The sequence below is a fragment of the Streptomyces sp. CS113 genome (assembly GCF_002188365.1).
Taxonomy (GTDB): Bacteria; Actinomycetota; Actinomycetes; order Streptomycetales; family Streptomycetaceae; genus Streptomyces; species Streptomyces tendae.
The window spans coordinates 4,832,805-4,853,051 of the sequence record NZ_KZ195574.1 but is presented as its reverse complement, the minus strand read 5'-3'; the positions used below and the strand labels follow the sequence as shown (position 1 = coordinate 4,853,051).

At 73.2% G+C, this 20,247-nt stretch carries 19 protein-coding genes; 10 read left to right on the top strand and 9 right to left on the bottom strand.

Annotated features, from left to right (window positions below):
• The first annotated feature begins 26 nt into the window (after positions 1–26).
• Complete coding sequence (locus tag B9W62_RS21690; RefSeq protein WP_087808728.1) at positions 27–1,019, top strand: aldo/keto reductase; 993 nt, start codon at positions 27–29, stop codon at positions 1,017–1,019.
• A gap of 141 nt (positions 1,020–1,160) precedes the next feature.
• On the opposite strand, the gene thpR is transcribed toward B9W62_RS21690, so the two are convergent.
• Positions 1,161–1,733, bottom strand: coding sequence for an RNA 2',3'-cyclic phosphodiesterase (gene thpR / locus B9W62_RS21685; RefSeq protein ID WP_087808727.1), 573 nt, complete (start codon positions 1,731–1,733; stop codon positions 1,161–1,163).
• A 117-nt stretch (positions 1,734–1,850) separates the two neighbouring features.
• On the opposite strand from thpR, the gene B9W62_RS21680 reads away from it, so the two are divergent.
• Positions 1,851–2,438 (top strand): Uma2 family endonuclease, encoded by a 588-nt coding sequence (locus tag B9W62_RS21680; protein WP_087808726.1) that lies wholly within the window; start codon positions 1,851–1,853, stop codon positions 2,436–2,438.
• Positions 2,439–2,456: 18 nt separating this feature from the next.
• On the opposite strand, the gene B9W62_RS21675 is transcribed toward B9W62_RS21680, so the two are convergent.
• Positions 2,457–3,824, bottom strand: a complete 1,368-nt coding sequence (locus B9W62_RS21675) for an MFS transporter (RefSeq protein WP_087808725.1) — start codon at positions 3,822–3,824, stop codon at positions 2,457–2,459.
• Positions 3,825–3,851: 27 nt separating this feature from the next.
• Entirely contained in the window at positions 3,852–4,289 is a 438-nt protein-coding gene (locus B9W62_RS21670) for a MarR family winged helix-turn-helix transcriptional regulator (RefSeq protein ID WP_087808724.1), read from the bottom strand.
• A 149-nt stretch (positions 4,290–4,438) separates the two neighbouring features.
• Between B9W62_RS21670 and B9W62_RS21665 the strand changes: the two genes are divergently transcribed.
• On the top strand, positions 4,439–4,627 hold the full coding sequence (locus tag B9W62_RS21665) for a ribbon-helix-helix protein, CopG family (RefSeq protein ID WP_087808723.1): 189 nt from the start codon (positions 4,439–4,441) through the stop codon (positions 4,625–4,627).
• Between the two features lie 10 nt (positions 4,628–4,637).
• On the opposite strand, the gene B9W62_RS21660 is transcribed toward B9W62_RS21665, so the two are convergent.
• The gene (locus B9W62_RS21660; protein ID WP_087808722.1) at positions 4,638–6,095 is read right to left on the bottom strand and encodes an NCS2 family permease; all 1,458 of its coding nucleotides are present in this window, start codon (positions 6,093–6,095) and stop codon (positions 4,638–4,640) included.
• 203 nt (positions 6,096–6,298) lie between these two features.
• On the opposite strand from B9W62_RS21660, the gene B9W62_RS21655 reads away from it, so the two are divergent.
• Positions 6,299–6,556 carry a DUF2530 domain-containing protein gene (locus B9W62_RS21655; RefSeq protein WP_087808721.1) on the top strand — a complete coding sequence of 86 codons (258 nt, stop codon included), beginning with the start codon at positions 6,299–6,301 and terminating at the stop codon, positions 6,554–6,556.
• Between the two features lie 99 nt (positions 6,557–6,655).
• Positions 6,656–9,073, top strand: coding sequence for an HAD-IC family P-type ATPase (locus B9W62_RS21650; protein ID WP_087808720.1), 2,418 nt, complete (start codon positions 6,656–6,658; stop codon positions 9,071–9,073).
• 111 nt (positions 9,074–9,184) lie between these two features.
• On the opposite strand, the gene B9W62_RS21645 is transcribed toward B9W62_RS21650, so the two are convergent.
• On the bottom strand, positions 9,185–12,313 hold the full coding sequence (locus B9W62_RS21645; RefSeq protein ID WP_087808719.1) for a sacsin N-terminal ATP-binding-like domain-containing protein: 3,129 nt from the start codon (positions 12,311–12,313) through the stop codon (positions 9,185–9,187).
• Positions 12,314–12,485: 172 nt separating this feature from the next.
• Complete coding sequence (locus B9W62_RS21640; RefSeq protein WP_087808718.1) at positions 12,486–13,412, bottom strand: DUF3027 domain-containing protein; 927 nt, start codon at positions 13,410–13,412, stop codon at positions 12,486–12,488.
• Positions 13,413–13,756: 344 nt separating this feature from the next.
• Between B9W62_RS21640 and B9W62_RS21635 the strand changes: the two genes are divergently transcribed.
• From B9W62_RS21635 to B9W62_RS21620, 4 genes are read left to right on the top strand one after another with little or no spacing between them, the layout of a single operon-like run.
• Positions 13,757–15,148 carry an MFS transporter gene (locus B9W62_RS21635; RefSeq protein WP_087808717.1) on the top strand — a complete coding sequence of 464 codons (1,392 nt, stop codon included), beginning with the start codon at positions 13,757–13,759 and terminating at the stop codon, positions 15,146–15,148.
• A gap of 58 nt (positions 15,149–15,206) precedes the next feature.
• Positions 15,207–15,716 carry a DUF2771 domain-containing protein gene (locus B9W62_RS21630; protein WP_179235597.1) on the top strand — a complete coding sequence of 170 codons (510 nt, stop codon included), beginning with the start codon at positions 15,207–15,209 and terminating at the stop codon, positions 15,714–15,716.
• Between the two features lie 27 nt (positions 15,717–15,743).
• Entirely contained in the window at positions 15,744–16,448 is a 705-nt protein-coding gene (locus B9W62_RS21625; RefSeq protein WP_087812016.1) for a futalosine hydrolase, read from the top strand.
• Positions 16,438–17,295, top strand: coding sequence for a 1,4-dihydroxy-6-naphtoate synthase (locus B9W62_RS21620; protein ID WP_087812015.1), 858 nt, complete (start codon positions 16,438–16,440; stop codon positions 17,293–17,295). Before B9W62_RS21625 ends, B9W62_RS21620 begins: the two co-directional genes overlap by 11 nt.
• A 20-nt stretch (positions 17,296–17,315) precedes the next feature.
• Here B9W62_RS21620 and B9W62_RS41125 read toward each other — a convergent pair whose 3' ends face one another.
• A complete protein-coding gene (locus tag B9W62_RS41125; RefSeq protein WP_003974650.1) occupies positions 17,316–17,699 on the bottom strand; it encodes a cold-shock protein in 384 nt (127 codons plus the stop codon).
• A gap of 173 nt (positions 17,700–17,872) precedes the next feature.
• Here B9W62_RS41125 and B9W62_RS21610 point away from each other — a divergent pair, with 173 nt between their 5' ends.
• Positions 17,873–18,151 (top strand): hypothetical protein, encoded by a 279-nt coding sequence (locus B9W62_RS21610; RefSeq protein WP_087808715.1) that lies wholly within the window; start codon positions 17,873–17,875, stop codon positions 18,149–18,151.
• Here B9W62_RS21610 and B9W62_RS21605 read toward each other — a convergent pair.
• The gene (locus B9W62_RS21605; RefSeq protein ID WP_087808714.1) at positions 18,100–18,762 is read right to left on the bottom strand and encodes an HAD family hydrolase; all 663 of its coding nucleotides are present in this window, start codon (positions 18,760–18,762) and stop codon (positions 18,100–18,102) included. The two genes, B9W62_RS21610 and B9W62_RS21605, sit on opposite strands and share 52 nt — an antisense overlap.
• A gap of 425 nt (positions 18,763–19,187) precedes the next feature.
• Positions 19,188–20,207 (bottom strand): hypothetical protein, encoded by a 1,020-nt coding sequence (locus tag B9W62_RS21600; RefSeq protein WP_087808713.1) that lies wholly within the window; start codon positions 20,205–20,207, stop codon positions 19,188–19,190.
• Positions 20,208–20,247: the final 40 nt, after the last annotated feature.

Genomic DNA, 20,247 nt, shown 5'->3' with positions numbered 1-20,247 from the left:
CACTCCAAGTCGTTGGCTTGGGGACCATGAAGTACACGCAGCTCGGACGCACGGGACTCAAGGTCAGCCGGCTCGTCCTCGGCACCATGAACTTCGGTCCGCAGACCGACGAGACCGACAGCCACGCCATCATGGACGCGGCGCTGGACGCCGGCATCAACTTCTTCGACACCGCCAACGTGTACGGCTGGGGCGAGAACAAGGGCCGCACCGAGGAGATCATCGGCAACTGGTTCGCCCAGGGCGGCGACCGGCGCGACAAGACCGTCATCGCCACCAAGGTGTACGGCAACATGGGCGCCGACGGCGAGGCGTGGCCCAACCACGACAAGCTGTCCGCCGTGAACATCCGGCGTGCGGTCGATGCCAGCCTCAAGCGGCTCCAGACCGACCACATCGACCTCTACCAGTTCCACCACATCGACCGCGCCACCGGCTTCGACGAGATCTGGCAGGCGATCGACACCCTGGTCCAGCAGGGCAAGGTGCTGTACGCCGGGTCGTCGAACTTCCCCGGGTACAAGATCGCCCAGGCCAACGAGACCGCCGCCCGGCGCGGCGGGACCATCGGGCTGGTCAGCGAGCAGTGCCTGTACAACCTGGCCGAGCGGCGCGCCGAGATGGAGGTGATCCCGGCCGCGCAGGAGTACGGCCTGGGCGTCATCCCGTGGTCGCCGCTGCACGGCGGGCTGCTCGGCGGGGTCATCAAGAAGGAGGTCCAGGGCGGGCGCCGGGCCTCGGGGCGCGCGGCCGACGCCCTGGCCGACCCCGCGAAGCGGGCGCAGATCCAGGCCTACGAGGACCTGCTCGACAAGCACGGCGTCGAACCGGGCGAGGCGGCGCTGGCCTGGCTGCTGACCCGGCCCGGCGTGACCGGTCCGATCGTGGGTCCGCGCACCGCCGAGCAGCTCGCGTCGGCGCTCAGGGCCGTGGAGCTGGAGCTGTCGGACGAGCTGCTGGCCGGGCTCGACGAGGTCTTCCCGGGGCCGGGCCCCTCTCCGGAGGCCTTCGCCTGGTAGCGGGGTGAGGCGGTGAGCGGGGCGGCGGCCGCCCCGTCGGCAGGTCAGCCGAGGGCCGCCGCCACCGCCACCACGACGAGCATCAGCACGAGCACACCGGCCATGATCCGGTTACGGGTCTTCGGTTCCACGTCCCCGAGCCTAACCGGACGCGCCGAGCGGGCTGCGGGCGACCGCCTCGTAACGGGGCTGCTCGCCCGGCACGCCCGACTCCGGCAGGTTGCTGCGGACCAGTGCCAGGTCGGTCACGGTCCAGGTGGGGCCGGTGAAGCCGGCCAGCGCCTCGACGTAGGGGCGGAGGTCGCACGCCTGCCTGCTGCGGGCCAGCGTCAGGTGGGGCTGGTAGCGCCGGTGCTCGCCCATTTCGACGCCCGCCCTGCGTCCCGCCGACTCGGCCCGGTCGGCCAGCAGCCGCAGGGTCGCCAGGCCGCCCTCGGCGCCCGCCCACAGCGCCCGCCCGCGCCCGAACTGGCCGCCGCCGCGCAGCGCCAGCTCGAAGGGCGCCGTGCGGCGGGCCGCGCGCTCCAGGCGGGCCGACAGGTCGGGGACGACGTCGTCGTCGACCTCGCCGTAGAAGGCGAGGGTCAGGTGCCACCCGGGACGCCCGGTCCAGCGCAGCCCGTCCGCGCCGGGCAGCCCGCGCAGCGCGGCCACCTCGCCGGCGAGCGCGGCGGTGACGTCCTCGGGCGGCAGCACGGCGGCGAACAGTCTCATGCCGGACAGTCTCCCCCCGGGGAACACGTGTGCGTCCGCGCGTGTCCTGGTCACCGTGCGTATCGTTGTACTGCGCGGCTGCACTCGCGTCGGGGGCAGCCGGGGAGGAGCGCCACGATGACCGTCCTTGACGACAGGATCGAGATGGCCGAAGAGAGCGCCGAGCTGACTCTGGACGTCATGTTCGAGTGGCTCGAGAAGATGCCCGTCCCCGAGGGATACAAGACCGAGATCGTCGGGGGTCACATCTTCATGACGCCGCAGCGGGACACCCACTGGGACATCATCGCGGACATCTATGACCAGCTGCGCACCAAGTATCCGCGCAAGCGCGTGAAGTCCGACGTGCGCATGGACTACCCGGGGTATCTCAACGGCTTCGCGTCCGACGTCGTAGCCCTGGCAGAAGGGGCCCGGAAGGACGACAAGGGCCACTGGCGCCCCGAGGACGTCGAGTTCGTCGCCGAGGTCATCTCCCGGAGCACGGCGGGCAACGACCACGGTCCCAAGAAGGACGCCTATGCCGCCGCCGACGTCCCCGTGTATCTCATCGTGGACCCCTACGCGCGGGAGTGGCACCTCCACACCCTCCCCAAGGACGGCAAGTATCACGCCGCCGTCAGCTTCGGTTTCGGCGAGGACGTCGACCTGACCGGCACCGTCGTCGGCCTCACTCTCGAGACCGACGACTTCCCCCGCGACTGACCGGGCGCCGGAGACGGCCTACGCCGCCGGTGCCAGTGCCTCCCGGCGCTCCCGCGGGACGAAGCGGACCTGCGGGTGGCCGCGGTGCCAGCCGACCGACAGGCGCAGGTTGCCGACGCGGGCCAGGACCAGGCCGATGACCAGCGCGGCGGTGGCGGCCACCGCGCCGCCCGCGGCGAAGCCGGCCCGGGCGCCGTAGGTGTCGGTGACCCAGCCGACGATCGGGGCGCCGACCGGGGAGCCGCCGAGGAAGACCATCATGTACAGGGCCATCACGCGGCCCCGCATGGCCGGGTCGGTGGACATCTGGATGCTGGTGTTGGCGGTGACGTTGACGGTCATGCTGAAGACCCCGATCGGGACCATGAGCAGCGCGAACAGCCACAGCTCGGGCGCGGCCGAGGCCACGATCTCCAGGGCGCCGAAGCCGAGCGCCGCCGCGATCAGGACGCGGAGGCGGGCCGTGCCGCGGCGGGCGGCGAGCAGCGCGCCGGCCAGCGAGCCGACGGCCATGAGGGTGTTGAAGAGGCTGTAGGCCCCGGCACCCGCGTCGAAGACGTCGTCGGCGAAGGCGGACAGGAAGACCGGGAAGTTGAAGCCGAAGGTGCCGATGAACCCGACCAGCACGATGGTCCAGATCAGCTCGGGGCGGCCGGCGACGTAGTGCAGGCCCTCGCGCAGCTGGCCCTTGCCGCGCGGGGCGGGCTGGACGGTGTGCAGCTCGCGGGCGCGCATCAGCAGCAGGCAGCTGAGCGGCGCGACGAAGGACAGGCCGTTGGCGAGGAACGCCCAGCCGGTGCCCACCCCGGTGATCATCAGACCGGCGACGGCGGGGCCGACGAGCCGGGCGGACTGGAAGTTGGCCGAGTTCATGCTGACCGCGTTCTGCAACTGGTCGCGGCCGACCAGCTCGGAGACGAAGGTCTGGCGCGCCGGGTTGTCCATGACGGTGGCCAGGCCCATCGCGAAGGCGGCGACGTAGACGTGCCAGACCTGGACGTGGCCGCTCAGGGTGAGGACGGCGAGGGCGAGCGCGGTCAGGGCCATCGCGGACTGGGTGACGAGCAGCGTGGGCCGCTTGGGCAGCCGGTCGACGAGGACGCCGCCGTAGAGGCCGAAGAGCAGCATGGGCAGGAATTGCAGGGCGGTGGTGATGCCGACGGCGGCCGAGGAGCCGGTGAGGCTGAGCACCAGCCAGTCCTGGGCGATGCGCTGCATCCAGGTGCCGATGTTGGAGACGACCTGGCCCATGAAGAACAGGCGGTAGTTCCTGACCTTGAGGGAGGCGAACATCGACGTCCTGCGAGGGGCGTCGGGGGTGGTGGTGGTCGGGTTGTCGTGGCCGTCAGGTGCGGGGGCGGAAGCTGCTCCGGATCCCGTACTCAAAAGGTTCGCCTCCTCGCGAGAACTGCCTTACTTGTGTGCGAGCTTCTCCAGCACGGGGGCGGCGGCGCGCAGTTTCGCCCACTCGTCCTCGTCGAGCCCCTCGACCAGCGTGGCCAGGAACGCGTTCCGCTTGCGGCGGCTCTCCTCGAGCATCACCACGGCCTGCTCGGTCTGCGTCACGACCTTCTGGCGCCGGTCCTCGGGGTGCGGCTCCAGCCGGACCAGGCCCTTGGCCTCGAGCAGCGCCACGATGCGGGTCATCGAGGGCGGCTGGACGTGTTCCTTGCGGGCCAGCTCGCCCGGGGTCGCACTGCCGCACAGGCCCAGGGTGCCCAGCACCGACATCTCGGTGGGGCTGAGCGACTCGTCGACCCGCTGGTGCTTGAGTCGACGGGACAACCGCATCACGGCGGAGCGCAGGGAGTTCACGGCGGCGGCGTCGTCGCCATGCTTGAGGTCCGGCATGTTCCTTAGCCTAACTCATTAGTCTCGCGAAATACCACCGCACGACCGCCGACTGCCCGTGACGCCCACCACTGAAACCCGCAGTTCACCCGTACGAGTGAGTCGTTTCCGGAAATGGAGGCATCACCCGGCCGACCGGGGCGACCCTCGTGCTCATGGGGACCAGCGTGCTCAGCCTGCGGATAGACGGGGAGCTGCTCGACCGGCTCCGGGGCCATGCGGCCAAAAGAGGAATGAGCGTCCAGGACTATGTCGTCCGGACGCTCATCCGCGATGACTTCGACGAGCGGTTCCAGTCCGCCGTGGAGGAGACGGAACGGTTCTACGGGGTGCCGTGACCCCGGAGGATCAGGTCAGGCCCAAGGCCGGCATCAGGTAGTAGAAGACGAAGACCGCCGACACCACGTGCATCGCCACCGGCACCTCGCGGCCCCGTCCGGCCGCCAGGCGCAGCACCGAGAAGGTGATGAAGCCCATGCCGATGCCGTTGGTGATCGAGTAGGTGAACGGCATCATCAGCATCGTCACGAAGGCCGGGATGGCGATGGTGAAGTCGGACCAGTCGATCTCCCTGATCGAACCGGCCAGGATCAGGAAGCCGACCGCGATCAGCGCCGGGGTCGCCGCCTGCGACGGGACCATGGTGGCGATCGGCGTGAGGAACAGCGCCAGGGCGAACAGCGCGCCGGTGACGATGTTGGCGAAGCCGGTGCGGGCGCCCTCGCCGACGCCCGCCGTGGACTCCACGAAGCAGGTGGTGGCGGAGGCGGAGCTGGCACCGCCCGCGGCGACCGCGACGCCGTCGACGAACAGGACCTTGTTGATGCCCGGCATCTGGCCCTCGCCGTCGGTCAGCTTCGCCTCGTCGCCGACGCCCATGATCGTGCCCATCGCGTCGAAGAAGCACGACAGCAGCACCGTGAAGACGAAGAGCACGCCGGTCAGGACGCCGACCTTGTCGAACCCGCCGAACAGGCTGACCTCGCCGACCAGCCCGAAGTCGGGCGTGGCGACGGGGTTGCCGGGCCACTCCGGGGTGGTCAGGCCCCAGGACGGGATGTCGGTGACCGCGTTGATGATCACCGCGAGGACCGTCATCACGACGATGGAGATCAGGATGGCGCCCGGGGTCTTGCGGACGATCAGCGCGAGGGTCAGCAGCACGCCGAGGACGAAGACCAGCACCGGCCAGCCGTGCAGGTGGCCGCCCACGCCCAGCTGGAGCGGGACGGTGGTCTGCGCGGCGTCGGGCATCCGGGTGATGAAACCGGAGTCGACGAGGCCGACGATCATGACGAACAGGCCGATACCGATGGAGATCGCCTTGCGCAGCCCGTAGGGCACCGCGTTCATCACGCGCTCCCGCAGACCGGTGGCGACCAGCAGCATGACGATGAAACCGGCCAGCACCACCATGCCCATGGCGTCTGGCCAGGACATCCGCGGGGCGAGCTGGAGGGCGACGACGGAGTTCACGCCGAGACCGGCGGCGAGCGCGATCGGCACGTTGCCGATGACGCCCATCAGGAGGGTGGTGAAGGCGGCCGTCAGGGCGGTGGCGGTGACCAGCTGGCCGTTGTCGAGCTGGTTGCCGTACATGTCCTTCGCGCTGCCCAGGATGATCGGGTTCAGCACGATGATGTAGGCCATCGCGAAGAAGGTGGCGAAGCCGCCGCGGATCTCACGGGGCAGGGTGCTGCCGCGCTCGGAGATCTTGAAGTAACGGTCGAGACCGTTCTGCGGGGGACGCCGGTCTTCCGGCGACTCGGGGGACGGGGGGACCTTGGCGGAGGCCGAGGTGGACATGCGGGGACCTCATCACCAACAGGTTCCCCCACGGCCTTGTCGGTGTTCCTATTGGTGTTTTCTACGAATGAAAGCGGTCAGAGACAAACGGGTTCAGTATGAACGTATGAGCCCCTGATCGCTATCTCCGCGCGTAGACCGGTTCGCTCACCGCGTGGCGCCGCGCCGTCAACCCGTTCGCACGCTCCTCGTAAGCTGTACGCATGACGAAGTGGACACCCACGCACGAGGCGCCGGAGCCCCTGGAGGGCCCCGTGGTCCCGACCATCGTCGGCGGCACCATCCTCTGGTTCGTCCTCTTCCTGGTGCAGCTGCCCTTCTACGGCTGGTTCGAGGACCACGGGCACACCTGGTGGGTGTGGACCTGCCTGGCCGGCGCCGGCCTCGGCCTGATCGGCATCTGGTACGTCCGGGGGCGCGACGCCGCGATCAAGCGGGACGCCGCCGAGGCCCGGAAGTAGTACCTGGGCAGCACACCGCGCCGGTGCGTCTCGTACCCAGGTCGGATCTTCTCCGCACTCGGTGGGTGAAGCCGTAAAACCGCACGTACCGTCGAATGCATGACGCATCTCGACGCGGACAGACGCGATCCCGCGCACCCCGCGCACCCCGCGCACGCCGTGGACACCTCCTCGCCCGCGACCGGACTCACGGCGGCCGGGGTCGCCGAACGGCTCGCCCGCGGCCAGGTCAACGACGTGCCGGTGCGCAGCAGCCGGTCCCTGGCCGACATCGTCCGCGCCAACGTCTTCACCCGGTTCAACGCGATCATCGGCGTGCTCTGGGTGATCATGCTGATCGTCGCGCCGATCCAGGACAGCCTGTTCGGCTTCGTGATCCTCGCCAACACCGGCATCGGCATCATCCAGGAGTGGCGGGCGAAGAAAACCCTGGACTCGCTGGCCGTGATCGGCGAGGTCCGGCCCACGGTGCGCCGGGACGGGAAGCCCGCCGAGATCAGCACGTCCGAGATCGTGCTGGACGACGTCATCGAGATCGGGCCCGGCGACAAGGCCGTCGTCGACGGGGTGTGCGTCGAGGCGGACGGGCTGGAGATCGACGAGTCGCTGCTGACCGGCGAGGCCGACCCGGTGGTCAAGCAGCCCGGCGACCAGGTCATGTCGGGCAGCTTCGTGGTCGCGGGCGGCGGCGCCTTCCGGGCCACCAAGGTGGGGCGCGAGGCGTACGCGGCGCAGCTCGCCGAGGAGGCGTCCCGCTTCACGCTGGTCCAGTCCGAGCTGCGCTCCGGCATCTCCACGATCCTCAAGTACGTCACGTGGATGATGGTCCCGACCGCGATCGGCCTGATCCTCAGCCAGCTGCTCGCCAAGGACAATGAGCTGGACGACTCGATCGCGCGCACCGTCGGCGGCATCGTGCCCATGGTCCCGGAGGGCCTGGTCCTGCTCACCTCGGTCGCCTTCGCGATCGGCGTCGTCCGGCTCGGCCGCAAGCAGTGCCTCGTGCAGGAGCTGCCCGCGATCGAGGGGCTGGCCCGGGTCGACACCGTCTGCCTGGACAAGACCGGCACCCTCACCGAGGGCGGCATGGACGTCACCGGCCTGCGCCTGCTCGACGGCGCCGACGAGGGACACGTCCGCACCGTGCTCGGCGCGCTCGGCGCGTCCGACCCGCGTCCCAACGCCTCCCTCCAGGCGATCATCGACACCTACCCGGTCGACGGGGCCGCCGGGGCGTGGCGGTCCACGGGGGCGCTGCCCTTCTCCTCCGCCCGCAAGTACAGCGGCGCCACCTTCGACGAGGGCGACGGCGTCTCCCGTACCTGGCTGCTGGGCGCCCCGGACGTGCTGCTGGCCGAGGACGACCCGGCGCTCGCCGAGACCGGGCGGCTCAACGAGCAGGGCCTGCGGGTGCTGCTGCTGGCCCGCACCGACCGGGGGCTGGACGACCCCGGAGTGGCCCGGGGGGTGACGCCCACCGCCCTGGTCGTCCTGGAACAGCGGCTGCGCCCGGACGCCGCCGACACCCTGCGCTACTTCGCCGACCAGGACGTGCGCGCCAAGGTCATCTCCGGGGACAACGCGGTGTCGGTCGGCGCGGTGGCCGCGAAGCTCGGGCTGTCCGGGGCCACCGTGGACGCGCGCCGGCTGCCCGCCGAGCGGGAGGAGATGGCGGGCGCGCTGGACGAGGGCACCGTGTTCGGGCGGGTCACCCCGCAGCAGAAGCGGGACATGGTGGGCGCCCTCCAGTCACGCGGGCACACGGTCGCGATGACCGGCGACGGCGTCAACGACGTCCTCGCGCTCAAGGACGCCGACATCGGCGTGGCGATGGGCTCCGGCTCGGAGGCGACCCGGGCGGTCGCGCAGATCGTGTTGCTCAACAACAGCTTCGCCACGCTGCCGTCGGTGGTGGCCGAGGGCCGCCGCGTGATCGGCAACATCACGCGCGTGGCGACCCTGTTCCTGGTCAAGACCGTCTACTCGGTGCTCCTGGCGATCCTGGTGGTCTGCTCCCAGGTGGAGTACCCGTTCCTGCCCCGCCACCTCACCCTGCTCTCGACGCTCACCATCGGCGTCCCCGCCTTCTTCCTGGCCCTGGCCCCCAACAAGGAGCGGGCCAGGCCCCACTTCGTCCGGCGCGTGATGCGGTACGCGATCCCGGGCGGGGTGGTGGCGGGCGCGGCGACCTTCGTGACGTACCTGGTCGCACGGCAGCACTACACCGGCCCGAACGCGCTGGACGCGGAGACCAGCGCGGCGACGCTGACGCTGTTCCTGATCTCGATGTGGGTGCTGGCGATCATCGCCCGCCCCTACACCTGGTGGCGGGTGCTGCTGGTGGCGGCGATGGGGCTGGGCTTCCTGATCGTGCTGGTGGTGCCGTGGTTGCAGGACTTCTTCGCGTTGAAGCTGGTGGGGGTGACGATGCCTTGGACTGCCGTCGGCATTGCGGTGGCTGCGGCCGGCGTTCTGGAGTTCACCTGGAGGTGGGTGGACCGGCGGTTTCCGGTGTGACGGTTGCGGATTCGTTGCCGACTGCTGCGCCGTTGTGGCTGGTCGCGCCCACGCGGCGGAGCCGCATATCGAACACTGCCCCGCGCCCCTTTGGGGCGCGTTGCGCCTCCCCTAGTCGAACCAGCGGTCCCTTGCCAGCTCGTCCGTCCTCGACTCGTCCTCCAGGAGGGCGGCCACCTCGAAGCGGCGGGGCCACTCGCCCGCCGCCCAGGCCAGGCCGGCCGCCACGCCCTCCAGGGTCGCGGCGTGCAGCGCCCCGTCGTCCGTGAGGCGCCAGTCGATCTCCACGCCGTCGACGACCAGTTCGTCGTGCTCCACGTACGACACCGGGGTCCGCGCCCCGAGCAGCACCCGCACCGGCTCCGGTACGTCGTGCTCGCTGCCCTCGGAGTCGACGCGGCCGGTGACCGACTCGCTCAGTCGCCGTACCTGGAACAGCTCGGCCAGTTCGGCGGCGCGGGCCGGGCGGACCGGCAGCAGCGGGACGCCGGAGGTGAACGGCAGCAGGTCGGGCGAGTCGACCACGACGGCGTCGGCGGCGTCCACCACGCGCACCTCGCCGTCGACCACGGCCCGCACCTCGTCCGGCAGGGTGACCTGCTCCGGGTCCAGGTCGGCCAGCGCGCCGTAGAGGGCGTGCAGTTGGGCGGCCGTGACGGGGCGGTCGGGGTCGGCGAGGCGGTCCAGGAGTTCGGCCGCGCCGCCGGGCTCGTCGAGGAGGGCCGCGACCGAGGTGCGCACGCCCAGCGCCCTCAGTACCTGCTCGTCCTCGAAGCCGGTCGCGTCGGCCTCGTCGTACAGGCCCCGCAGCAGCGGGTCGCCGCCCGCCGCGCGCAGACCGGCCGGGCGGCGTCCGCCGAGCACCGGGTGCCCGCGCAGCCACCACGCGGTGTACGGCCGTACGACCTCGTGGGTGCCGTCGGGCAGCAGGACGCGCACGGGCTCGACCAGCGCGTCGCGCAGCGGCGGCCGGGACAGCAGGGCGAGGGCCTCGGGCCAGTGGTCGTCGTCCACGAGGTCGAGGTCGCGCACGGCGACGATCTCGGTGGCGACCGGCGGGACGGGGCTGTCCGGGAAGCGGTCGAGGACGTCCTCGCCCCACACGTCCACGGCGTCGAGCAGCCCCGCGTCGTCGGGCTCGGCGAAGTCTCCCTCGCGGGGCTCCAGTTCGTCGGGGTCCAGGACGACGTCGGTGGCGCGGACCAGGGCGAAGGTGACGAGCACGCCGCAGGCGGCCAGCGGGTCCGGCCCCCACTTCTCGGCGAGTTCCGCGTCCACGGCGGCGAGTTCGTCCTCGCGCATGACCTGGGCGAACGGGCCGCCGGGGAAGACGAGTTCGCCCGCCGGGGAGAGTTCGCCGTCCTCGTCGGGCAGGGCGAGGGCACCCAGCCAGGGCTCGTCCCCGGCGTCGAGTCCGGCGCCCTGGACCAGGCCGAGGACGGTGTCGGCCAGTTCCTCGGCGTCGAGGGCGTCCTCCTCCCAGTCGACGCCGCCCTCGTCGTCCAGGGAGGCGGCGACGGCGGCCCTCACCTGCGGGGTGGTGAGCACGGCGCGCGGGGTGGCCGGGAGGGCGCCGAGCTTCTCCAGGAGCGGGTGCGCGGCGTCCGGGTGGGCGACCTTGAGGCCGAGGCGGGTGAGGACCTCCGGGTCGAGGGAGGCGGCGTCCGGGGAGGGCAGCAGCACCTGCCGGGGCCCGATGGTCGTCCGCCCGTCCGCAAGGGGCACGGGCAGCCCGGACAGCCGGTCCGGGTCGACCCCGGCGAGGCTGTCGTAGAGGCTGCGCCACCAGGCGGGGGCCTTCTCCAGCCCCGCCAGCCGGTCGATCGCGTCGGTCAGCGGCACCCGGGCCACGCCCAGCGTGCGCAGTTCGGCGCGGCGTTCCAGACCGGCGGGCAGCAGGGTCGGCAGCACCTCCGCCAGCACCCGCACCGTGTCGGCGCCCGCGCCCTCCACCACCTCGGCGTCACGGGGCCGCAGGGACTCCGGAAGGTCGTCCTCCGCGTCCCGGCCCCCGGAGGGCAGGGCGGGCGGCAGGAAGGAGGTGCGGGGCAGCCGGTCGAGGATCGCCTGCCGCAGCGCGCCGTCCAGTTCGCCCCGGCCCAGCGCGCCGGGCACCAGGTCGATGAGGCCGACGGCGACCGGGCGCCAGTCGGCGAGCAGCCCGGCGTAGGCGTCGGCGGCCCGTTCCGTCAGGAAGTCGGTCAGCGGTCCCGGGGCGGTGTGCCGCCGGGTGGCGTCCAGCGGGAAGGACGCGATGAGCAGGGCGGGCACGCCGAGCGGCTCGTCGCTGGGGGTGGGCGCGTGGACCACCGGACTGGTGCGGGGGCGTTCGGGGGCGCCGTCGGCGTCGACGGGCACCGCCCAGGTCACGGACCAGTGGGGGCGCAGCCGCTCCTCCACGGGCCGGTCGGCGAGGAGGTCGGGGGTGAGCGGGCCGTGTGCGGCGGCGGTGCGCCAGCGGGTGACGCCTTCCCGGGAGTCCTCCACGACGGTGAGGGAGTCCTCGGCGCGGCGGGCCAGGGTGCGTACCTCGTCGCCCGCCTCGATCACCACCTCCGCCAGGCCCGGCAGGGCGAGCAGCAGGGCGTCGTCCACACCGTGCAGGAGCCGTTCGGCGAGGTCGGCGGCGGCCGTGTCGCGCAGCGGCAGGATGACGGCCGTGTCGTAGGGGGCGGGGGCGCTGCCCTCGGCGGGGAACGGCAGCCGCAGCAGCGGGACGTGCCCGTCGCGCCGCCGGATCTCGTCGCCCAGGCCGGGGCTGTGCCGGGCGGTGTCGGCGGCCAGGTCGCGGGCCTCGGCCAGGGACCAGCGCACCCCGCCGTGCCGGCCGACGACGGCGGGCTCGTCGGTGACGGCCAGGACGGCGGCGAAGCCGACCCCGAACCGGCCGACCGAGCCCTCTGCCGCGTCCCGCTTCGCGGAGGCGCGCAGGGTGGACAGCGACTCGACGCCGGTCGCGTCGAGCGGGGCGCCGGTGTTGGCGGCGACGAGGACGCCGTCGCGCAGGGTGAGCCGGAGCCGTCCGGGCACGCCCGCCCGTGCGGCCGCGTCGGCGGCGTTCTGCGCGAGTTCGACGACCAGCCGGTCGCGGTAGCCGCCGAGGACGAGGTCCTCCTCCGCGTTGGCGTCCTCACGGAACCGGGCCGGGCTCGTCGCCCAGGCGTCCAGCACCCCGCGCCGCAGCCGTGCCGTCCCGAACGGATCGGCACCCTCGGCGGCAGGCCGTACGAACATGCTCACGGTGACTCTCCTCATCGACGGACCACGAAGGTACCGCCCAACCAGCCCGTCCTGGGGGTGCCCCCTCTGGGGGAGTTTGAGGACGAGGCCGTCAAGGCCGAAGCGGGGTCTGGGGGCGCAGCCCCCCAGGGAACTCGGCCACGACGCACCCGCGCCGAAGAACGCACCCGCGCTACGAGTGCCCCAGCTCCGCCGCCGCCTGGTCCTCGGCCACCGGCACCGAACCGGAATCCGCGGCCGGCCGCAGCGGGAACGGATCCACCCGCGTCTCGTCGATCACCGGCGGAGCCACCCGCGGCGGCTTCGGCATGACCGCGGCCTCGGAGTGCCCGCCGCACCCGTAGGCCAGCGACACGACGTGCCCGTCGGCCGGGGAGAACTCGTTGGCGCACACCCCGAAGGCCTGCCCGAGCGAGCCGCCGATCCGGGCGAGGAAGCCGCAGCTGACGCAGGAGGCGGGGGCCGCCTGGGCCATCGCGGTCTTGGGGCCGTAGCCGTCCTCCCAGCGATCGGCGGCGACGTGCAGGCCGTACCGGGAGAGCACCCGGGTACGGCGCAGGCCCAGCTCCTCGGCGACCGCCGAGATCGTGCCGCGGGCCGGGACGGTGGACAGCTCGGCGGGCGGCCCGGCGGTCACCTCGGCGTCCTCGGCCTCGACCAGGTCGGCCATCTCGTGGGAGACGGCCGAGTTCGGCGGCGGCTCGTCCTCGCCGGTCCAGCCGGGCTCGAGGCGCAGGTCGTCCGCGTCGGTGGGCAGCAGGTCGCCGGGGCCCATGTCGCCGGGGCGCAGCCGCTCGCTCCACGGCACCCACTCGGGGGCGAGCAGCGCGTCGGGGCCGGGCAGCAGCACCGCCTCGTCCACCGTGACGATCTTGGCGCGGGAGGCGCGGGCCACCGTCACGGCCCAGCGCCAGCCCCGGTACCCGAGCTCCTTGCAGGCGAAGTAGTGCGTGACGACCCGGTCGCCCTCCGACACCATGCCCTCGTGCTCGCCGACGACGCCTGGTGCGGCGGCCTCCTCGGCTGCGGCGCGGGCGAGGTCGAGGGCCTCGGCGCACAGGCGGTCAGGGGTGCGGCTTCGCGTTGTCGCTGCGCTCACAGGTATCGCTTCTCTCCATACGCCGTCTCACGAGTGCGCCGCTGTGTGCGAGGGGCGGACGGAGCGGACCTGTGGACCGCGTCGACGTCCGCGCCCGATCGCGCTCGGGCGCACCTACGTCATCCATTCTGCGGGATGGCCGTACGGCGCGCGGCCGAGAACGTTCGCCACGGCGCGCTACGCACGCTACCTGTTCATGTGCCCTGGGCCTACACCGACGGAGGTTTCGGCGGGGTACGGTCCGGCGCGTCCGGGCGGTGCCGGCGCCCGGGTCACCCGACTCGATCACCGCCATACGTGCCGTATCGACGCTACAGGGGCCGCTCTCGGGGCACTATGACGGGGTGGCAGCCGCACGGACGGAGTTCAAGCGCGGGAGCCGGCGGCACGGTCCCGGCTCCCGGTTCCGTGCGGTCGGCCGGGCGCTGCGCCTGCCGGTGACCGGTACGGCGCGCGGCATCCGGCGGGCGACGCACGCGCACGGCGCGGGCGAGTCGGGCCTCGGCAAGCTGATCGAACTGCACGGGGTGAACGGCGCCGGGGACGTGATGATCACCGTCTCGCTGGCCTCCACCGTCTTCTTCTCCGTCCCCACCGACGAGGCGCGCGGGCGGGTCGCGCTGTACCTGGCGATCACCATGGCGCCGTTCACGCTCCTCGCGCCGGTGATCGGCCCGCTCCTGGACCGGCTGCCGCACGGCCGGCGCGCCGCGATGGCGACCGCGATGGGCGCCCGCGCGGTCCTCGCGCTGGTGCTGTCCGGCGCGGTCGTCACCGGCGGCATCGAGCTGTACCCCGCCGCACTGGGCGTGCTGGTCGCCTCGAAGGCGTACGGGGTGGTCAGGAGCGCGGTGGTGCCGCGGCTGCTGCCGCCCAAGGTCTCCCTGGTGAAGGCGAACTCGCGGGTCACGCTGTGCGGGCTGCTGGCCACCGGCGTGGCCGCGCCGATCGGTGCGGGGCTCCAGCAGGTGGGGCCGCGGTGGCCGCTGTACGGCGCCTTCGTGATCTTCGTGGCGGGCACCGTGCTGTCGTTCACGCTGCCGCGGAAGGTGGACTCCGCGCGCGGCGAGGACCGGGCGCTGCTCGCCGCGGACGAGGAGCACCTGCCGGGGCCGCTGCGCAAGCGGGGCAAGCGTCCGGGGCTGCGCACGGTGGGTCCGGCGGTGACGCACGCGCTGGCCGCCAACGCCGGCATCCGCTGTCTGACCGGCTTCCTGATCTTCTTCCTGGCGTTCCTGCTGCGGGTGCACCCGATGACCGGCCAGAGCGCCGCGGTGTCGCTGGGGATCGTGGGCGTCGCGGCCGGCGCGGGCAACGCGCTGGGCACGGCGGTCGGGGCGTGGCTGCGGTCCCGGGCGCCGGAGGTGATCATCGTGACGGTGGTGGCGATCGTGCTGGGCGCCGCGGTGGTCGCCGCGGTGTTCTTCAGCGCCTTCCTGGTGGCGTGCCTGGCGGCGGTCGCCGGCTTCGCGCAGGCGCTGGCCAAGCTGTCCCTGGACGCGCTGATCCAGCGGGACGTGCCGGAACTGGTGCGCACGTCGGCGTTCGCGCGCTCGGAGACGCTGCTCCAGGTCTCCTGGGTGCTCGGCGGCGCGGTGGGCATCGTGCTGCCGCTCAACGGCACGCTGGGCCTGTCGGTGGGCGCCGCGATCATCGCCGCCGGATGGCTGACGACCGTACGGGGTCTGCTCGACTCGGCCCGGCACGGGGGCCGGACTCGGCCGAGGGTGGCGTGACCACGCCACGCCGTACCCAGGTGGGGGACGGGCCCGGAGCGCCGTATAGCCTTCGGCCATGACCACGTTGCCCCGCGGCACCGCCGCTCTCGGACATCGCGTTGTGCGACGCCGCCGCGCCGTCGCCGCCGTAGGCGCCGTGTCCGCCGGACTTCTCCTGCTGTCCGCCTGTGACGAGCCGACCCCGATCGCGACGATCACGGTCGGCAGTGACTCGGTCAGCTCGGAGGCCACCTGCGGCGGAGAGGGCGAGACCCTTTCGGCCGACGAGATCGACAAGTGCCTCCAGGACAAGGACGCGAAGACCATCACGGTCGACCAGGACGAGACCGTGCGGTTCGGCGTCGACCCGGACGTCGCCGACAAGCACTGGACGATCCTGATGAACGGTCAGCAGCTGGTCGAGGACAGCGACAAGACCTACCGCACCGTGCCGGGCAGCGTGTTCTTCAACGCGCAGTACGGCGCCCAGGGCAACTCGACGAACGTCGCCGTCGCGGCCCGGGACGGCAAGGACGGCAGCCAGAACATCACCGGTGTGTGGGTCTTCAAGCTGAAGAAGGACTGACCGCCCACGTCCTCCGTGCACCTTCTCGTGGCCACCGCGGTCCCCGTCGAACGGGACGCGGTGGCTCGGGCGTTCCCGGCGCCGGGCGCCGAGGTGCCCCGTCCGGGCATCGTCCTGCACCGGCTGCCGGACGGCTGGGACCTGCTGGCCGCCGGGGTGGGCCCGGGCCGCGCCGCCGCCTCCACGGCCGCCGCGCTGACCGCCGCGGCCCTCGACGGCACGCCCTACGACCTGGTCGTGTCGGCCGGCATCGGCGGCGGCTTCGCCCCGGACGCGCCCGTCGGCTCGCTCGTGGTCGCCGACGCGATCACCGCGGCCGACCTGGGCGCCGAGACCGCCGACGGCTTCCTGCCGGTCACCGACCTCGGCTTCGGCACCGTCACCCACCTGCCGCCGGCCCCGCTGGTCCGCGCCGTCGCCGCGGCGACCGGGGCCCGGCCCGGCACCGTCCTGACCGGTTCCACCGTCACCGGTACCGCGGAACGCGCCGCGCTGCTGCGGGCCCGCCACCCGGCGGCCCTGGCCGAGGCGATGGAGGGTTTCGGTGTCGCCGAGGCCGCCGCCGCGCACGGCGTGCCGGTGCTGGAACTGCGCGCGGTCTCCAACCCGGTCGGTCCGCGCGACCGCGCCGCCTGGCGCATCGGCGAGGCACTCGCGGCACTGACGGACGCCTTCGGGAAGCTCGCCCCCGCCCTCACGAGTTGGAACGAACATGACCGACATGACTGCTGACGCCGCCGCGCCCCTGCGGATCGCGTACTCCCCCTGCCCGAACGACACCTTCGTCTTCGACGCCCTGGCCCACGGCCGCGTGCCGGGCGCCCCCTCCCTCGACGTGACCTTCGCGGACATCGACGTCACCAACGGCATGGCCGAGCGCGGCGAGTCCGACGTGCTGAAGGTGTCGTACGCCGTGCTGCCGTACGTCCTCGACGACTGGGCCCTGCTGCCGTGCGGCGGCGCGCTGGGCCGGGGCTGCGGGCCGCTGGTGCTGACCCGGGAGGCGGACGCGGACCTGCGCGGGCGCACGGTGGCGGTGCCCAGCGAGACGTCGACGGCCTATCTGCTGTTCCGGCTGTGGGCGGCGGACACCGTGCCCGGCGGGGTGGGCGAGATCGTCGTCATGCCCTTCCACGAGATCATGCCGGCCGTGCGGGACGGGAAGGTCGACGCGGGACTGGTGATCCACGAGGCGCGCTTCACGTACCAGAACTACGGGCTGCACAAGCTCGCCGACATGGGCGAGCACTGGGAGCACACCACCGGGCTGCCGATCCCGCTCGGCGCGATCATCGCCAGGCGCTCGCTGGGCGAGCCGACGCTGACCCGGCTCGCGGACGCGGTGCGCGCCTCGGTCCGCGCGGCCTGGGACGACCCGGAGGCTTCCCGGCCGTACGTCATGGAGCACGCGCAGGAGATGGACCCGGCCGTCGCCGACCAGCACATCGGGCTGTACGTCAACGAGTTCACCGCCGACCTCGGCGAGGACGGCTACGCGGCGATCCGGGGCCTGCTGACCCGCGCGGCGGCCGAGGGACTCGTACCGGCCCTCGGCCCGGACGCGCTGGCGTTCCCGTAGGACGGCCGGGCCCTGGGGGATCAGACGTCGAGCTGGTCCGCGACCGCGCGGAGCAGCCCGGCGATCTTCTTGCCCGCGGTCTTCTCGGGGTAGCGGCCGCGCTCCAGCATCGGCGTGATGTTCTCCAGGAGCGTCGTCAGGTCCTGCACGATGGAGGCCAGCTCGTCCGGCTTCTTGCGCTGCGCGGCCGCGACCGAGGGGGCCGGGTCGAGCAGGGCGAGCGACAGGGCCTGGTCCCCGCGCTGTCCGGCGACGACGCCGAACTCGACGCGCTGTCCCGGCTTCAGGCTCTCGACTCCGGCGGGGAGGACCGAGGAATGGACGAAGACGTCACCGCCGTCGTCGCGGGAGAGAAAGCCGAAGCCCTTCTCGCTGTTGAACCACTTGACCTTGCCGGTAGGCACGTCTGTCCTCGTCCTCGTACTCGTCGGAAACTGCTCGGAAATGTGCTCGGAAACGGCTCTTGATAGCACTCGGGCGGGTCGTCCTGACCCGCCGGTACCCAGGCTAATGGTGATCGGACGGGTGACAAGACGTCCCCCGGCTGTTCTCCAGGCCTGGGAACTACCCTGGTCGGGTGCGTGAACAAACCCAAATGAATTCCGCCGCGCCCGGTGACCGACTGATCCGCGCCGGTGCGATCGTCTTCTTCGTCGGCGCCGTGGCCACTCTGGTCACGGTGGCCCCGCTGCTGCTGGGCACGACGCCGTTTCCCACCTACATGTTCGGACTGAGCATGCTGATGGGAGTGGGCTTCCTGGTCGCCGGTGCCGGGGTGCTCCGGTCGATCGCCGCCGGGCGGCGTCAGGCGCGCGCCGCGTCGAGCCCCTCGGCGTCGCCCTCGCCGTCCCGGTAGGCCGCGAGCCACTCCGGGAGCGCGGTGAGGTCGGCGAGGACCACGTCGGCGCCCGCCGCGCGCAGCTCCCCGGCGTCGCACGGTCCGCTGGCCACGGCCACCGAGCGGGCCCCGGCGGCGCGGGCGCCGCGGACGTCGCCGACGTGGTCGCCGACGTAGACGTCCGCGTCGTGCTCGCGCAGCGCGACGGCCTTCTGCTCGGCCCACAGGCCGCCGATGACGGCGTCCGGCTCGATGCCGAGGTGCGCGAGGTGCAGCTTCGCGTTCGGCTCGTACTTCGCGGTGACGACGATCGCCCGGCCGCCCGCCTCGCGCACGGCGGCGACGGCCTCGCGGGCGCCGGGCAGCGCGAGCGTCGGCTCGATCGCGTACTCCGGGTAGATCTCCCGGTACAGGTCGGCGACGGCCTCGATCTCCCCGGCCGGGAACCAGTTCGCCAGCTCCTCGGCCAGCGGCGGCCCGAGCCGGGTGACGGCCAGGTCGGCGTCCACGTACGTCCCGGTGCGCGCGCTCAGTTCGAGGTAGCAGGCACGGATGCCGGGCCGCGAGTCGATCAGCGTCATGTCGAGGTCGAAACCGACGGTGGGCGCGGGACGGTTCGTGGAAGCCATGCCCCCCATTGTGCCGGGCGCCCGACGGGCCCGGCCGGCCGCGGGCTCCGTCGGGCGCCGGGCGGTCGGGCGGGGGCCGGGACCCAGGGGCGCCGCGTCCTTCGGCCCCGGGCCGTTCGTGTCCCCAGGGGGCCGTCGCCCGGGGTGCCGTCGCCGGCAGCCCCCGGGTCGTCCGTGCCCTCCCGGGGCCGGGACCCAGGGCGGGCGCCGCCTTCCGCCCCGGGTCGTACCGTCGCCCCGGGCGTTCTCTTTTCAGCCCACCGAGTCGGGTGGTGAGTGGGCACAGGCCGGGGGTCCAGGGGGCGGAGCCCCCTGGTGCGGCCACCGTGACGCGCCCCGCCGAGCATCCGGGGCCACGGACTCGGGGAGGGGGCGACGGACGTGGCGCGGGCAGTCACGAACGACTCGGCTGCCGAAGGGCCCCGTCAGCCGCGTGGGCGGCGGGAGCGCCAGAGGAGGTAGAGGGCGGTGGCGACGGCGGCGGTGCGCAGGACCCAGGGCCAGGTGTCGGCGATCGCGTCGTTCATGTGGCCCTCGGCGACCGGGTCGCCCCAGCGGCCCTCGGTGCGGCCCCAGAGCCAGACCACGCCCGCGGCGACGACCGTGCCGGGCAGGCCCAGGACGGCCCACTTCGACTCGGCCGGGGTCAGCCGGCGGGAGAGGTAGGCGATCAGCCAGCCCAGGCCGAGGGGGACGAGGCTGCCGAGCACGGCGCCGACGAGCAGCAGGGCCGCGGCGAGCAGCAGGAGCGGGTTGTTCCAGCCGCCCTCGGGCCACACGCGGGGCAGCCGGCGGACCTTGCCCCGGCCCCCTGTTCCGGCCGCCGGGTCGTCGGCCTGCGCCGGGGCCGCGGCGTCCGGCGTCTTCCCGGTGGGGGTGTCCGGCCGCTCCGCCTCGTCCGCCGGGCCCGGCGGTCGCCTGAGCAGCTCCGGGATCTCGACGCCGCCGGTGAACCCGGGCACGCTGTCGCCGAGGCCCCCGCCGGCGAAGGGGCCGTCGTCGACGCGCCACCAGTCGGGTTGGCCCTCACCGACGTCCCCCAGTTCCCGCGCGCCCGCCAGGTGGGGCGGCACGGCGGCCTCCGGCGCGGCCGGGGCTTCCGGCACGGGGCGGCGCCGGCCCTTGCGCCGCGGGGTGGCGCGAGGCCCGGTGTCCCGCTGCTCGGGCACGGCGGTGGGCGACGGCGCCGCGCCCTGCTGCCGTACGGCGCCGGTGCCGGTGCCGCCCGCCGCGGTGACGATGTCGTCGGGTTCGCCGAGCCGGTCCAGGATGCGGCGCACCGCGGCGGGGCTGTCCACGGTGGTCTTCGCCCGGTGCCGGTCGATCTCGTTGCGCAGCTCCGACACCAGGCGCATCCGGGTGGCCGACGGCAGCTGCCGCTGCTGGGCCACGTCGCCGACGCGGCTCAGATACTCGAAGACGACCTGGTCGCTCTCGATCCCCACGTTCCCCTCCGGGGCGGTGCGTTGTGGTACTCCGTCGTGC